Source organism: Streptomyces sp. NPDC107538 (genome assembly GCF_055657445.1).
In genome coordinates, this window is the sequence record NZ_JBVKAY010000006.1 from 584,120 (window position 1) to 597,938 (window position 13,819).

Consider the following 13,819-nt stretch of genomic DNA (forward strand, 5'->3'; position numbering starts at 1 on the left):
GGTTCGGGTGCATCGACATCCGGGGGGCTGCCGACAAAAACTCCGCCGCCCAGGCCCAGAGCGTCCTGAAATATCAACGCCCATGGGGGTCCGAATGACGAAGAGCTATCGATGATCTTCACGGTGGAGCCAATGCGCGCAAGTGAGGCGACTGCCGCGGTGGCGGGCGCCGTGTCTCTTGCCCTTGCCACCCAGTTCGTCCACAAGCGCCTGTGCGGTGTTCGCGCCGAAGAAGGGCCGGTCGGGCTTCCCCTGCGGAGCGCCGGTGATGTACGAGACGTTCCACGCGCACGGCTCGGTGACGGTGGCGTCGTACATGAAGAACTTCACGCCGCGCTCGCAGCCTTGGCGAATGGTCTGGTTGAGCGCCGTGGGCGAGACCGGGAACGAGATGATGGCCTTCGCACCCTGGGCGATCATCGACTGGTACTGCGAGATCTGGGCCTGCGGGTCGGTTCCGGCGATCTGCTCGGACACTTCGACATCGGGGTCGGCACGTGCGATCGCCAGCGCGAGGTTCGCGGCCTCGCTACGGCATCGACAAGACACACCACCGCACGGCAGTGATCGACACAGACGGTGAACGGCTCCTGTCCCGCCGGGCCAACATTGCCAAGCTCGAGCACCCACCCGAAGGCAGAAGATGCGCCTCAACGCGGTGCAGCGGCGAACACGGGCGATGGCGGTCTCCCCTCGCGCGCCGGCTGATGTCCATGCGGGCTCGATGCCCAGGAACCCCTCCGGGGTCTACTCGACGCGGGGAACGAAGGTCTCGCTGCGCGGGCGCCTGGGCCGCACTGTTGGCGACCACGTCGGAGATCGTGTGGGCCGTCTCGTAGCCGATGGTGCCGATCCGCAGGTCGACGACCACCGGGGCGGTGCGCTCACCGAGCTTCGTCACGGTCATAGCGTGTACGCCTTTCTGGCGTGCGGTCCCGCACATTCCCCTTCCCATGCCAGGTCCCAGGCATCGCCCACTGACATCTATCTTACACTCGTAAAGTAAGCTACACATGTAAGATAGATCGAGCGACAGGGAGGCCACCGTGCCGATCGTCAAACATGTCCACCCCCGCGGGCACTTTTTCCAGATGCTCTCGGGCGCCCACCAGCCCACCATCGAGGACGTCCTGTCGGACCGGTCGTATTACGGTCTGCCGCCGGCGGCGACGTTCGTCTACGGTCGGCTCGACGACGAACAGGGCGAGATCTACGAGGTGTGCCGCAGCGTCAACCACAACTCCCACCAGGGCGACGGCCTCGAGGGAGGCTTCCCGCGGCTCCTGCTCTTCCAGTCCACGCTCATCGACGGCAAGACCCTGCGCTACGACATGGAGCGCATGCATGCGGCGGCGTCCGCCGAGGGCGCCGTCGGCGTCAGGGAGAGCGATGAGGCAGTCTGGCGGCAGGCCGCCGGCGTCCCCGGGCAGCCCTTCGAACTCCGGTACGGACTCGCTTCCTTCACCTGGCTCGAGGAGGATCTGTTCGAGCTCACCGGCACCCCGATCAACCCTGGCCTGCACTGGTACCTGCCGGGTCGTCACTACGGCACCTACTACGTCTCCCAGTTCGTGGAGGTAACGGGAACCGTGCTCGGACGCCCGGTGCGCGGGATACTGGCCTTCGACCAGGCCTACATGCACGAGGAGGGCACCCTTTACCGGGACAAGGACCTGATCCTGGAGAACGAGGGCCACCTGCTCTGGTACACCTGGGCCACACGCTACAAGGACGGCTCCTTCGAGGGCGGCCACTTCATGGTGGGCCACGACCGGCTGGGATTCGGTGTGGTCACCGACGGCAACCATGTCCTGGCGACACAGGACGTTGATGTCCGCGTCTACCAGCAGAACGGCACTCCGTTCGCCGAGCAGATCGCTCTGACTGTCGACGGACAGCAGTGGGAGTTCCTCCGTCATCCGAAGGGCAGCATGCCCGACATGGTGGAGCACGGGCAGCCGCCGACCCCGCAGCAGGAGGGCAGGTTCCGCCGTGTCGGCGACACCCGTGAACCCGCGACATGGTTCGCCTGGGGCGAGACCGAACCCAAGCACGGCGCCTTCCGCGGCGACCCGGTGTCCAATAGCCCGCTGGCCTGACTGGTGTGGGCGGCCGGGACTCCCGGCCGCCCACGTTCCCTGCCGCCGAGCGAAGCCCCTGAACAGGTCGTACGCAGATAGAATGCTGCCCGCAACAAACGGCTGGTCAGGCACAAGGAGGATGGACATCAGCGATCTCAGCAGGGAGTCGAAAGTCGATCCACGAGTGACCCGCACTCGGGAACTGCTGGTTGACGCCGTGACTCATCTGCTCCAGAACACGGGCACCGATTCTCGGACCCTTTCGATCAGTGAGATCACCGCCGCGGCGCGTGTCAGCCGACCGACCTTCTACCAGCACTACGCCGGTCCGGACGAGTTGATCGCCGAGGCTGTCCGGCGTCGGCTGCAGATGCGTCTGGAACTGGGGATGGCCTCCGAGTCTCCCAGAGACGACGTGCCGTCAACTCTGCTGGATCTGCTGACGGAGCTTAATCGTCATCGCTGGCTGTACGGGCGGATCATGAAAGGGGACGGACAGTTCGGTCAGGGACGCCAAACAGTGGTGGACCACACGGCTGGGTATTTCAGCCAGCTCAGCAATGACCCGGACAGTCGTCTCTTCCTGGCGGGTGGTCTGCTCGCAGTACTGACACCTTGGATGCAGTCTCCGGAGCAGGCGCCGGAGGAAGAGGTCGAGGCCCTCGCCAGCCGCCTGTGGGCACTCATCCGACGCACCACGGCGACCCCAGAACAATGAGCCGGCCTCTGCGCTGGCTGTCTGGTCGGTCACGGCTTCTGCGCGTGGTTGATGCATCGTGCCGTCCTGGTCGCGGATGAATCCACTGAGCTGTTCCAGTTCTCGCAGTGGTTCGTCAGTCTCCACCAGTGAGAGATCCGCGTGATCTGTGCTGATTGCTGTCTGTCCGACGGCGGTCACGTGGAACCCTTCTCCGGGCGGGCGGTTCAATGGCCGCCGACCGCGACTTTCTGGCGGTATCAGCCGGGGCAAAGTCGCCCGACTACTCAGCCTCACCGTAGTGACACGGCTGGGCGATGCCCTCTCCCTGCGGGCCCTGCTACCCGCCGCGCGAATCGCAAGGGGTGGGTCGCCTCTCGACAGGCCCCGGTCACAGCACTGGAAGCCGAGGAAACCTTTGCATGAGTCCCTGAAGATCGGCGCCCGCACGGCCATGATCGTGCCGGCCACCGCCCCCTTCGTGGTGCTCGTTGGTTCTGGAGTGCCGTCCCGCCCGCCCGCATCCCCGCGTGGTGAGGGCACGGCGTCCATCGTCAGGCCGATCGGAGCCTCGCTGCAGCGCTGATGTCCGCTCAGACGGGGAACGAGACCTCGGTCAGCTCCTCCGAGACGGTCCACAGGCGGCGCTGGACGGCGGTGTCGTGAGATTCCTTGCTGGATTCGGTCGGCTTCGGGTAGCCCTTGTACTGCTGGAATCCGCCCGGGCCGTAGTACTGACCGCCAACCACGTCGGGGTCGGTCGCCGCGCGCAGCGTGGGCAGGGCGCCCATCGCGGGCTTCTGTGTCATGACCGGCGCAAGGAGGGTGTTCATGGCGCGCAGGGGCGCGGGTGAGTTGCGCGTCAGCTCGGTGTCGGCGAAGCCCGGGTGGGCTGCGGCCGCGATGGTCGTGCCCGCGCTGGCCAGACGGCGCTGCAACTCGTAGGTGAACATCAGGTTCGCCAGCTTGGACCGGCCGTAGGCGGCACTGCGACTGTAGGAGCGTTCCCACTGCAAGTCGTCGAAGTCGATGCCGGCCCCTCGGTGGGTGAGGCTGCTGACCGTCACCACGCGGGAGCCCGGCACCGGCAGCATCTGCTCGATCAGCAGTCCGGTGAGTGCGAAGTGACCGAGGTGGTTGGTACCGAACTGCAGCTCGAACCCGTCGCGGGTGAGCTGCTTGGGCGGGTACATCACCCCCGCGTTGTTGATCAGCAGGTCGATTCTCTGGTGCTTGGCCCGCAGGGCGTCCGCGGCGGCGCGGATGGACTCGAGTGACGTCAGGTCGAGGCGCTGGACCATGAGATTCGCGCCCGGCGCTGTGTCGGCGATCCGGGCGGCGGCCTGCTTGCCCCTTTCCACGTCTCGCACCGCCAGCACCACCGATGCGCCGCGTGCCGCCAGGACGCGGGCGATCTCGAAGCCGAGACCGGTGTTCGCGCCGGTGACTACGGCGAGTCGGCCGTTCTGGGCCGGCACGTCGCCGCTCGTCCACTTTTCGGTCATGATTCCTCCGATGCCGGATCTGCGGCCTGGTGCCGCAGGCGTTCTCCTTGTCTGAGAAGAACTGATGAGATCCATTGCATCGCTCTGACCAGTGGGCCTACTAGAACTATCCTCGCTCCTTCTTGCACAATCCTCCGCAGCGGTACCGTGCGTTCAGGGCAGGACTCCCTCTGGCGTTCGTACAGTGTTCCGCAGGCGGGCCGCGTCGCGGCTCGGAGGAGCTCCGAACTGGCGGCGGTACTCCCTGCTGAACTGTGAGGGGTTGTCGTAGCCGACCCGCCGGCCGACCCCGGTGACGTCGCCGGGGTGAGTGGCGAGCAGTAGCCGGGCCTCCTGCAGGCGGATCTGCTTCTGGAACTGGATAGGGCTCATCGCGGTAACCGCCTGAAAGTTGCGGTAGAAGGCGGAGACGCCCATGCCGGACATGCGTGCCACATCCTCGACGCGGAAGGGCTGGTCGTAGTGCTCGCGAATCCAGCGCACGGACCGCGAGATGTGGCTGAGACTGCTGTCGGCCAGACCGAGCTGGCGCACCGTCGCACCCTGCTCGCCGGTGATCAGCCGCCACAGGATCTCGCGTTTCACCAGCGGCGCCAGCACCGCCCGGTCACCTGGTTCGTCGAGCAGACGCAACAGCCGGACCACTGCGTCAAGGAGCGCGGTGGGAGCGTCGCTGACGGCTATTGCCGACGGCACGCCTACGCCTGCGCGCGGGATGTCCCCAGGACCGGCCCGCAGGAGAAGTTCGGCGACGGCAGACGCCTCCAGGGTGAGGAGGAAGCCGAGGGCGGGCTGCTCGGGCTCGGCCTGCAGCAGCTGCCCCGTTACGGGCAGATCGACGGACGCGACCATGTACTGACCGGGGCCGTACTCATACACCCGGTCCCCCAACGCGAGGCGTTTGGCACCCTGGGCGATGATCCCGAGCACCGTGCCGGACATGAAAGGCGCCGGCGGATTTGGCCTGTCGACCTTGGAGAGGAAGACACCGTCGATGGCCGTGGTCCAGTCGGAGCGGGCATGCCGGGCTACCAAGGCGCGGAACTCATCGAGACACATGCCTCCATTGCACCACCGTTCCACGCCGGATTCTATGCTCGCGAGCATCGTGCAAGTTCAGCTCCGACATGCCGCGCCCGTGCCGGTGCTCGGCCACCAGCGTCAGGTCCACCGGCACTCTCTCTCCAGAGCGCGTTGCGCAACGAGTAGCCGAGTCACGCTCGGCGGACTGCGGACTTCCCCGATGCGAAGGTCAACGCGCCCTCCGTACCGTCCTCGTAGAGGACGTCGCACGTCCGGCACGAGGTAGGCACCCGACTTGCGGACGTGCTCACAGAGGATGCAGAGGAGCCCCACACCATGGTCACAGTTGTCATCGGCGCTCGAGGAAACGTCGGCCGCCATGTCGCCGAAGGTCTCACGGCCTTGGACGTACCGGTCCGGCGCACGAGCCGGACGCCGGACGCCTCTCACGTGGCGGCGGACCTGGAAGCGCCGGAATCGTTGCCCACCGCGCTGGAGGGCGCGGAACAGGTCTTTCTCTACAGCAACTCGGCAGGCATCGACGCGTTCGTCGATGCCGCGCGCTCGGCCGGAGTACGGCACGTCGTGCTGCTCTCGTCCGCGGGGGCTGTCCTGCCCGGCGCCGACCACCAGCCCGTGGGACGTGAGCACAAAATCGTGGAATCGGCCCTGATGGAGTCCGGGCTTTCCTGGACGTTCCTCCGGCCAGGGATGTTTTCGGGAAACGCCCTGCGGTGGTGGGGGGAGACGATCAGGGCAGGGCAGCCCGTTCGGCTGCCGTACCCGGATTCGCTGACGGCTCCCATCGGCGAGCGGGACATGGCCGCGGTCGCGGTGACCGCGCTGACCGAGCCGGGACACTCGCGGCAGGCGTACACCCTGTACGGGCCGCATGCGCTCAGCCTGCGCGAGCAGATCGATCACATCGGCGCCGCCATCGGCAGGAAGATCCCGATTGAGGAAGTGACACCCGAGGAAGGGCGGGCCGAGCTGGCCAGGAGGGTTCCCTCGACGAGGGTCGTGACGCACATGGGCGCGTGGGAGGCGGGCGTCGAGAACGTCCCGGACACGTCGGGACTGATCATCGAGAAGCTCACTGGCAGTCCGGCCCAGTCCTTCGCGGAATGGGCGCAGGAGCACGCCGACGACTTCCGTCCCTGACGATCCGAGGCGTTGGACGAATCGTCCGTACGGCTGCGAGCGACGCCTACGGCCGCGGACTCGGGTGACGGAGCATCGCGTACGCCAGCTGGGCCCGGGAGCTCACCCCCAGTTTGGCGTAGATCTTCGTCAGGTGGGACTCGACCGTGCGTCGGCTGACATACAGCTGTTCGGCAATGTCGGGGGTGGACGCGCCCTCGGCGGCAAGACGAGCGATCCGCCCCTCTTGCGGGGTGAGCGCATCGGTCGCCGCGTCGGCGCTGCGGCTGCGGGCGCGCTCGCCGGTGGCCTGGAGTTCGGCCCGGGCGCGCTCGGCGAAGGCCGAGACACCAAGTGCGGAGAAGCTCGCGTGCGCGGTGCGCAGTTGTTCGCGAGCGTCCCGGCGCCGTCGCCTACGCCTCAGCCACTCCCCGTAGAGGAGATGGGTGCGGGCCAGGTGGACAACGGCGCGGCTCTGACGCAACTGGCCGAGGGCGTTCTTGTACAGATCGTCGACTTCCTTGTCGTCGGCGTCGTCGGTGTCGCCCGCGAGCAGAGCCCGGGCCGCGGCATCGACGCCCAGGCCGTAGGGAGTGCCCCCGGCTTGTGCCGAGTCGGACAGTCTGTCGGCGGCGCGGTGGGCGAGGTCCGGCTCGTCGGCTCGTACGGCGGCTTCGACGAGGTCGGGCAGTGCGGCGGTGGCGACCCAGCTGTGTGGTGCGGCGAGCGCGAACTCCAGGTGCCGTACCGCTTCTCCGTGCCGCCCGTGTCCGAGCTCCAGGACGCCGAGGCTGTGGGCGGCCATGTCCGCGAGCAGGCCAGTGCGGTTGCGCATCGCGTGGCCGATGATCGCGGCGGCCAGCTCCCCTGTGCGGGGCTCGTCGCCGCGCAGGGCCGCCACCATGGCCTCACCGGGCGGCACCGGACCGATCAGACCCGGATTACCGGTGAGCTGGGTGATCTGCCGGGCCTCCTCGTGCAGAAGCTGTGCGTCGTCGAGCCGACCCGCCAGCAGTTCGGCCCGGGCACGGTCGCTGAGGGCGAGCGGCAAGGGGGTGAGGGCGCCGAGCGCGCGCCTCCCGCACCCGACGGGCCGAGATCGCGTCCAGGGCCACGTCGTCCCACAGTTCGACGGCCGCGTACTGGGCCATCTCCAGGACGGCGGGGCGCGCCTGCCAGACGTCCCTGCGCTCCAGATCGGCCAGCGCCTTCTGCAACTGGGGTGCGGCGGCCTGGTGCGAGTCGGTGAGGCGCTCGATGAACCCGTCCAGGAGCAGATCGACGGCCGTGGGCTGTTGGGCTCGCGGGGACGCGCTTGCGGCCCGTACCGCTTCGGCGAAGGAACGCTCGGGTGCGTTGCGACCCAGATACATGTACGCCCACAGGGCGTACAGATGGAGCCACTGGGACCGCCGGCGGCTCGTCGGCTGGAAGATACGGGCCGCCTCGGTCAGCACGGGTGCCGCCTCCCCGAGTCGGCCACGGGAGGATGCAACCTGCGCCCGTCTCTGGAGCATCAGACCACCGAGCCGGCTGCCCAGGCCGGTCTGCCGCTCGGCCACAGTGAGCAACTCGTCGGCCGTATCCACCGCTCCGGCGAGGAGCGCCCCCGAGGCCGCCGCAAGGTAACGGCGCGCACGAGCGGCGGGCTCGGGGGTGAGATCGCCCGCCTTGCGGAGAAAGGCGGCTGCGGTGGCCGCGCCTCCGCGACGGCTCGCGCGTTCGGCCGAGGCCGCCAGCTCCGCGGCGACTGCTTCGTCCGGGCCGGCCACGGCAAGCGACCGGTGCCAGGCCCGGCGGTCGGGCGCCAGTACCGGGTCGGTGGCCTCGGCCAGCGTGTGATGTGCTTGGCGCCGCCGCAGTGACGGGAGGGCGGACAACACGGCCGAACGCATCAGCGGGTGCCGGAAGACGATGCCGTCGGTGAGCTCGACCAGGCCACGCGCCTCGGCGTCGCCGATCGCCTCGAACGGAACGTCGACGTCGGCACAGGCCCGTCGGACCAGGGCCTCGTCCCCGGTGGGATCGGCCGCGGCGAGTATCAGGACACACCTGGCGGGCTGGGGAAGGCTCTTCACCACCCCCAGCAGGGCCCGCTCCAGAGCGACACTGATCGGCAGCGCGTCGGGCAGCGGTTCCCGCCCGGCGAGCTGACCGGTGCTGAGGGAGTCTCTGACGTGCAGCAGGGTGAGCGGATTGCCCCCGGTCTCGGCCACCAGCCGATCCCGTACCCCTTGGGCGACGGGCCCGTCGGCCGCCGAGACCAGCAGTTCGCGGGCAGCATCGGGAGCCAGTCCCTCAACTGTCAGCTCGTCCACGCCCTGGCACGGCGATCCGGTCTTCCCCTGCTCGTTCTGTCGGACAGCGAACAGCAGCCCAAGCCCGTCCAGCTCCGTGCGTCGGCCGACGAAGGAAAGAACCTCCGCGGACTCCCGGTCCAGCCACTGAGCATCGTCGACGATGCACACCAACGGTGTCGTGGCGGCGACGTGCGACAACAGGTTCAGCGCGGCAAGCCCGACCAGCATCAGGCCGTCCGCCCCTGACGCCCGCCGCCCCAACGCGCCTTCCAGCGCCTCGCGCTGCGGCTCGGGAAGTGCCTGCAGACCGGCCTCGTCCACATGCTTGGCCAGAAGCCGCTGAAGTCCCGCGTAGGCGAACCGCATCTCGGACTCGATAGCCGTGACGCGCTCGATCCGCAGCCCTTCGGCGGCCTCCCCCACGTACGAGAGCAGTGCTGTCTTGCCGGCACCCACGGTTCCCCTGAGGACCAGCATTCTGCTGCGCCCGTCCCGGACGTCGGTGAGCACAGCGTCAATGAGCGCGCACTCCCGCGTGCGCCCGACCAGTCGCATACGGCGAGCCTACGACAGAGATCAGTCGTCGCTGACGTGCGGTTGCTCGATTCGTTCGAGCTTCGAGCGCTGCCGCAGAATCAGTGGCCTGCGCGGCGGCGGTCGATTCCCACCCCCATGAGACAGGGGAGCGGCGACCGCCGCTGGAACAACCGGCCGGTCTCAGCTCATGACCACGAAGCCGTCCACGGTCATGTACGTGCCGCTCGTCTTGACCGCCTTGATCGTGTGCGTGCCGTAGGGGAGGCCGCTGCACGAGTAGACCGCCTGCCTTACCCGGCGGGTCGAACTCTTGGTGTTGACGCCGTACATGAGTTTGCCGTCGAGGTAGATGTCGACAGTGCCTTGATCCGAGTTCGTCTCGCCGATCAGGGTGACGCCGGTTCCGGTGAAGGTGTAGGAGACGGAGGCTCCGTTCGCCGACGCGGCGTGCACGTCGTCGCCGAGGTCGCCGTAGCCGCGGTTCGTGGAGTGCTGCCAGGACGAGCCGGTGTACGTGATCGAGGAATCGGTGTCGTCGATCACCGTAATGCCGTCGTACACCTTGAAGGCGTCCACGGTCATGTACGTGCCGCCGGTTTTCACCGCCTTGATCGTGTGCCGGCCTATGGAGGGCCAGGCCTGGGTGTAGATCGGCTGCTGTGCCGCCCGGGTCGCGGTGTTGGTGTTGACCGTCTGCACAAAGCTTCCGTCGATGTAGATGTCGACGGTCCCCTGGTCGCTGTAGGTCTCGCCGAGCAGATCGATGCGGCTGCCGGTGAAGGTGAACGACGTCGAGTCGTCGTTCGAGGTGGCGTAGTGGATGTCGTCGCGGAAGTCCCCGACGCCGCGGTTGGTGCTCCGGGCCCACGACGAACCGGAATAACTGATGCGCGGGTCGTCGTCGTTGACGATCGTGGTGGCGTGGAAGGTGGTGAACGCGTCCACGGTCATGTACTTGCCGCCGGTCTTCACCGCCCTGATCGTGTGCGTGCCTGGCTGCAGCCATGTCTGGGAGTAGATCGTCTGCTGCACCTTGCGGGTGGTGCTGCTGGTGTTGACGGTCCGCACGAAGGTGCCGTCGACGTAGATGTCGACGGTTCCCTGGTCGCTGTAGGTCTCGCCGATCAGGGCGACGCCGGTTCCGGTGAACGTGTAGGAGACGGAGTCGCCGTTCGCCGACGCGGCATGCACGTCGTCGCCGAGGTCGCCGATGCCGCGGTTGGTGTAGTGGTTCCAGGACGAGCCGGTGTACGTGATCGACGAGTCGGTGTCGTTGACCGTGATGGCGCCCTCGAGCAGCTGGCCGGCCTGGGTGAGCGCGTCCAGGTCCGTGCTCGAGACGGTACCTTCCTCGTACATCATCATGTCGAAGGCGATCGGCACTCCGTGGGCGTTGGCGTCCTTGACCCAGCCGGCGAGCACGGTGCCGGGGTGGCCCTTGCTGCGGATGGACTGGCCCCGCGAGTGCACGCCCCAGTCGCTGTCCAGCGCGTACATGGCGTGCTGGAGGAGACCCTTCTGGGGGCCACTGGTGAAGACGCCGTCGCCGCCGTAGCCGGACCCGCCCGGCCGGGGCTCGCCGCGCTGGACCTCACCCCAGTAGACGTCCTCGAAGTCGGTGTAGCGCGGGTACTCCTCCAGGCCGTTGTTCCATGAGACCAGACGGTCCGGATTGCCGGTGCGGGCGACCTGCGTCAACTGCTGGAACGGGGCGGGGTAGTAGATCAGGCCGTCGTCGAAGAAGAACGCGTCCAGGTTCGTGCCGTACTTGCGCCCGATCTCGGCGACGACCGTCTTCCAGTTCTCGAAGAACGTGGAACGGTCCCCGACACCCCGGGTCGAGAAGGTGCTCGGGAACTTCTGATAGGGCCACCAGGCATTGTCCTCCTTGCCGGTGTGGTAGTAGAGCGCGAAGCGGATGCCCTTTGCCTTGAGCGCTGCGGCGATCTCACCGATCAGGTCGCGCTGCGGAGTGAGACCGGGGTCCGCCGGGCCGCCCGCGGCGGTGACGATGGCGTCGGGCGAAGAGAGTGCCGCGTTCATGCGGTAGGTCCACCATGTGATCGACCAGATGACGTAGCGAGCCCCGGTCTGCTGGACCAGCTTGACGAACGCGGGCACGTCGAAGGCCGCCGCCTGCTGGTCGAGCGGAAGCGCCGGGCCACCGCCCTGCGGGAACCCCCAGGGGCCGTACTGGAACATCAGGCCGTACCCGGCCTCGCGCAGCCAGCTCGTGTCGGCCTTGGAGGCGGCTACGGCGGCCTGATATCCGGCGAGCTTCGACACCTCTGTCAGCTCGATCGATTTGGCCCAGGCGTCACCGCTGATCGATCCCGTCCGGGTCAGGACGATGGTGTTCGTCCCGGCCGCCAGGGGGAGTTCGCCCGCGCTGAAGCGGTTCCACGTACCGTCCGAGGTGAAAGTGATCCGGGTCGAGGTCCCGCGCAGGGAGGCGGTGAACTCCTGACCGGCGGGCGCCTTCACCAAGAACGTCACCGCGTATGTGGCCGCGGTGTCGACCGACACCGTCCACGCCAGGTAATCGGTCGAGGTAAGGAAGTTCTTGACGTAATGGTGCTTCGCGGGGTCGTTGACCTGCACGGTCATCGACGAGGTCCGCTCCGCGGAGCCCGCGAGAAGCGCCGTGGTGACATCGGTCGTCGCCGTCTGGTCGATCACGACCGGGTTGTCACCCGCCTGCGGCACAACGTCTGCGGCATACGCGGTACCAGGCCCCACCACGGACGACACGGCGTCCAGGACCAGCGCTCCGGTCACCGCTCCGCCCGCCATCTGCAGGGCGGAGCGGCGGGACAGCCCGGTGTCATCCGTCGAATGCCCGGAGCCGGCCAGTGGAAGTTTGCTGTGCGACACGAAAGCCTCCTTGCTTCACGTGTACGGCCGCCGGAGGGTAGGCGGCCGAGAGACCCCGAACCGCTGCGGCATCGTTCTGACCGACCGCAGCCGCCGGCGAACCCGGGGGGCTCCATCGCCGTGTCCGGATATGCGGCTGCACCGGACTTGGACATGGACACACCTGCTTCTCGGCTCGATGGGTCGGCGAGCCGTAGTGACAGGTAGGGGGTTCGAGGCGCGAACCTACGCCGTGGCCGAAGCACCGGTCAAGGCTTCCGTCTACTTCCTTGACATAATTCGGTAATGGAACGGCCTTCTCCGGTCAGGGCAGGGCGTGCACCCCATCGGCCACCGCGACCAGGGCCGCCAGGGCAGCACCCTCGACCGGCGCCCACGCGTCGAGGCTCGAGACTTCGAGTTGGTTGTACTCGGGGGCGGGCATGAGCAGCGCGGCACGGAAGGCCTCGCGCGCCGGCTCCAGTATCCAAGGCGCCAGCCGCGCGTAGTGCCCACCCAGGACGACGACTCGGGGATCGAGCAGGGCCGCGATCAGGGCAGCACCCCGGCCGAGCCAGGATCCGGCTTCGCACAGCGCGCCGACGACTCCGTCGTCCCCGGACTGGGCGAGCGCGACCAGTCGATCGACGCCGGCGGCCACGCCGTCCGGCTCCGCTGCGGCCCGGCGCTTTCCCGTCGCCCCCTCCAGACCCGCGGCGATGATGGCGGACACACCTGCTCGCGTGTCCAGGCAGCCGCGCCGACCGCAGACGCATGTGCGGCCGTCGGGGTCGATGATCAGATGGCCCACCTCACCTGCCAGCCCTCGCTCACCGCGCCACAGCCGCTCACCTGCGACGATCCCGGCGGAGATGCCGTACGTGCCGGTCAGGTAGACGAGGCTGGCGGCGGGTAGGCCGTCGCGCCGGCGTTGGCGCTGCTCGGCCAGCACGGCGAAGTTCGCGTCGTTGTCCAACAGCACGGGGGCCCGGCCGCCGAAGGCCTCGGTCACTCCCGCCTGCAGTGCGACGTCCCGCCAGCCGAGGATCGGCGCGTACTTGATCGTGCCGCTGCTCGCGTCGACCAATCCGCCTACGCTCACACCGACGCCGAGCAACCGACGTCCGCCCTGGTCGACCATGTCCAGTGCTTCGTGCACAGCGGTGGCGGCGTGACGCAGCAGCGCCCGGGGGTTTGCCGCGTCGACCTCGACCGAGCGTTCGTTGCGCAGCAGCCGACGGCCGCGCAGGGTGTACACGCCGGCGAGCACGCGGTCCGAACTGATCTCAAGGCCCGCGACGGCGAAGTTCTCGTCGTCCAGATCAAGCAGCGCCACGGGCCGCCCACGGCCGCCGCGGGACGCCGTGGAAATCTCGCCGACCAGACCGCGGCGCATGAGGTCGTTGACGATCGGAGAGGTGGTTGCCCGGGACAGCCCAAGGGCCACGCCCAACTCAGGGCGTGTGAGCGGACCATGACCGATCAGTTGGCGCATCACCGCAAGGGCGCCCGGGTCGGTCTCGCCGGTCACACAGCCTCCTCGTCGACGGATCGGCTGATCTTTTCACGGTGCGCCCGGCTGCGGCCACACGGACGGTGGAGCCTCTCGCGGAAACTCCGACGAAGACATTAGCCCAGGCTTTCGTCTCAACTTTGGACATTAATGCCTGGTAACCCGATCCG

At 68.0% G+C, this 13,819-nt stretch carries 11 protein-coding genes; 4 read left to right on the forward strand and 7 right to left on the reverse strand.

What is annotated here, in order from left to right; genetic code table 11:
• Positions 1-105 precede the first annotated feature (105 nt).
• The gene (locus tag ACZ7MG_RS24215; protein WP_471383325.1) at positions 106-630 is read right to left on the reverse strand and encodes a substrate-binding domain-containing protein; all 525 of its coding nucleotides are present in this window, start codon (positions 628-630) and stop codon (positions 106-108) included.
• A 416-nt stretch (positions 631-1,046) separates the two neighbouring features.
• On the opposite strand from ACZ7MG_RS24215, the gene ACZ7MG_RS24220 reads away from it, so the two are divergent.
• The 3 genes from ACZ7MG_RS24220 to ACZ7MG_RS24230 all read left to right on the forward strand — a co-directional run bounded on the left by ACZ7MG_RS24220 (position 1,047) and on the right by ACZ7MG_RS24230 (position 3,364).
• Positions 1,047-2,099: a hypothetical protein gene (locus tag ACZ7MG_RS24220; RefSeq protein ID WP_471383327.1), complete on the forward strand. Its 1,053-nt coding sequence runs from the start codon at positions 1,047-1,049 to the stop codon at positions 2,097-2,099.
• 121 nt (positions 2,100-2,220) lie between these two features.
• The gene (locus ACZ7MG_RS24225; protein ID WP_471383329.1) at positions 2,221-2,799 is read left to right on the forward strand and encodes a TetR/AcrR family transcriptional regulator; all 579 of its coding nucleotides are present in this window, start codon (positions 2,221-2,223) and stop codon (positions 2,797-2,799) included.
• 397 nt (positions 2,800-3,196) lie between these two features.
• Positions 3,197-3,364, forward strand: a complete 168-nt coding sequence (locus ACZ7MG_RS24230; protein ID WP_471383332.1) for a hypothetical protein — start codon at positions 3,197-3,199, stop codon at positions 3,362-3,364.
• A 7-nt stretch (positions 3,365-3,371) separates the two neighbouring features.
• Here ACZ7MG_RS24230 and ACZ7MG_RS24235 read toward each other — a convergent pair whose 3' ends face one another.
• Both ACZ7MG_RS24235 and ACZ7MG_RS24240 read right to left on the reverse strand, forming a co-directional pair.
• Positions 3,372-4,283, reverse strand: a complete 912-nt coding sequence (locus tag ACZ7MG_RS24235; RefSeq protein WP_471383334.1) for an SDR family NAD(P)-dependent oxidoreductase — start codon at positions 4,281-4,283, stop codon at positions 3,372-3,374.
• Positions 4,284-4,436: 153 nt separating this feature from the next.
• On the reverse strand, positions 4,437-5,342 hold the full coding sequence (locus ACZ7MG_RS24240; RefSeq protein ID WP_471383336.1) for an AraC family transcriptional regulator: 906 nt from the start codon (positions 5,340-5,342) through the stop codon (positions 4,437-4,439).
• A gap of 300 nt (positions 5,343-5,642) precedes the next feature.
• On the opposite strand from ACZ7MG_RS24240, the gene ACZ7MG_RS24245 reads away from it, so the two are divergent.
• Positions 5,643-6,467: an NAD(P)H-binding protein gene (locus tag ACZ7MG_RS24245; protein WP_471383338.1), complete on the forward strand. Its 825-nt coding sequence runs from the start codon at positions 5,643-5,645 to the stop codon at positions 6,465-6,467.
• A 46-nt stretch (positions 6,468-6,513) separates the two neighbouring features.
• Here the strand turns inward: ACZ7MG_RS24245 and ACZ7MG_RS24250 are convergent, their stop codons facing one another.
• From ACZ7MG_RS24250 to ACZ7MG_RS24265, 4 genes are all read right to left on the reverse strand, one after another.
• Positions 6,514-7,497 (reverse strand): helix-turn-helix transcriptional regulator, encoded by a 984-nt coding sequence (locus tag ACZ7MG_RS24250; protein WP_471383341.1) that lies wholly within the window; start codon positions 7,495-7,497, stop codon positions 6,514-6,516.
• Entirely contained in the window at positions 7,388-9,301 is a 1,914-nt protein-coding gene (locus tag ACZ7MG_RS24255) for an AAA family ATPase (protein WP_471383344.1), read from the reverse strand. Before ACZ7MG_RS24255 ends, ACZ7MG_RS24250 begins: the two co-directional genes overlap by 110 nt.
• A gap of 162 nt (positions 9,302-9,463) precedes the next feature.
• Positions 9,464-12,157, reverse strand: a complete 2,694-nt coding sequence (locus ACZ7MG_RS24260) for an alpha-L-fucosidase (RefSeq protein WP_471383346.1) — start codon at positions 12,155-12,157, stop codon at positions 9,464-9,466.
• A gap of 304 nt (positions 12,158-12,461) precedes the next feature.
• Positions 12,462-13,667 (reverse strand): ROK family transcriptional regulator, encoded by a 1,206-nt coding sequence (locus tag ACZ7MG_RS24265; protein ID WP_471383349.1) that lies wholly within the window; start codon positions 13,665-13,667, stop codon positions 12,462-12,464.
• Positions 13,668-13,819 lie beyond the last annotated feature (152 nt).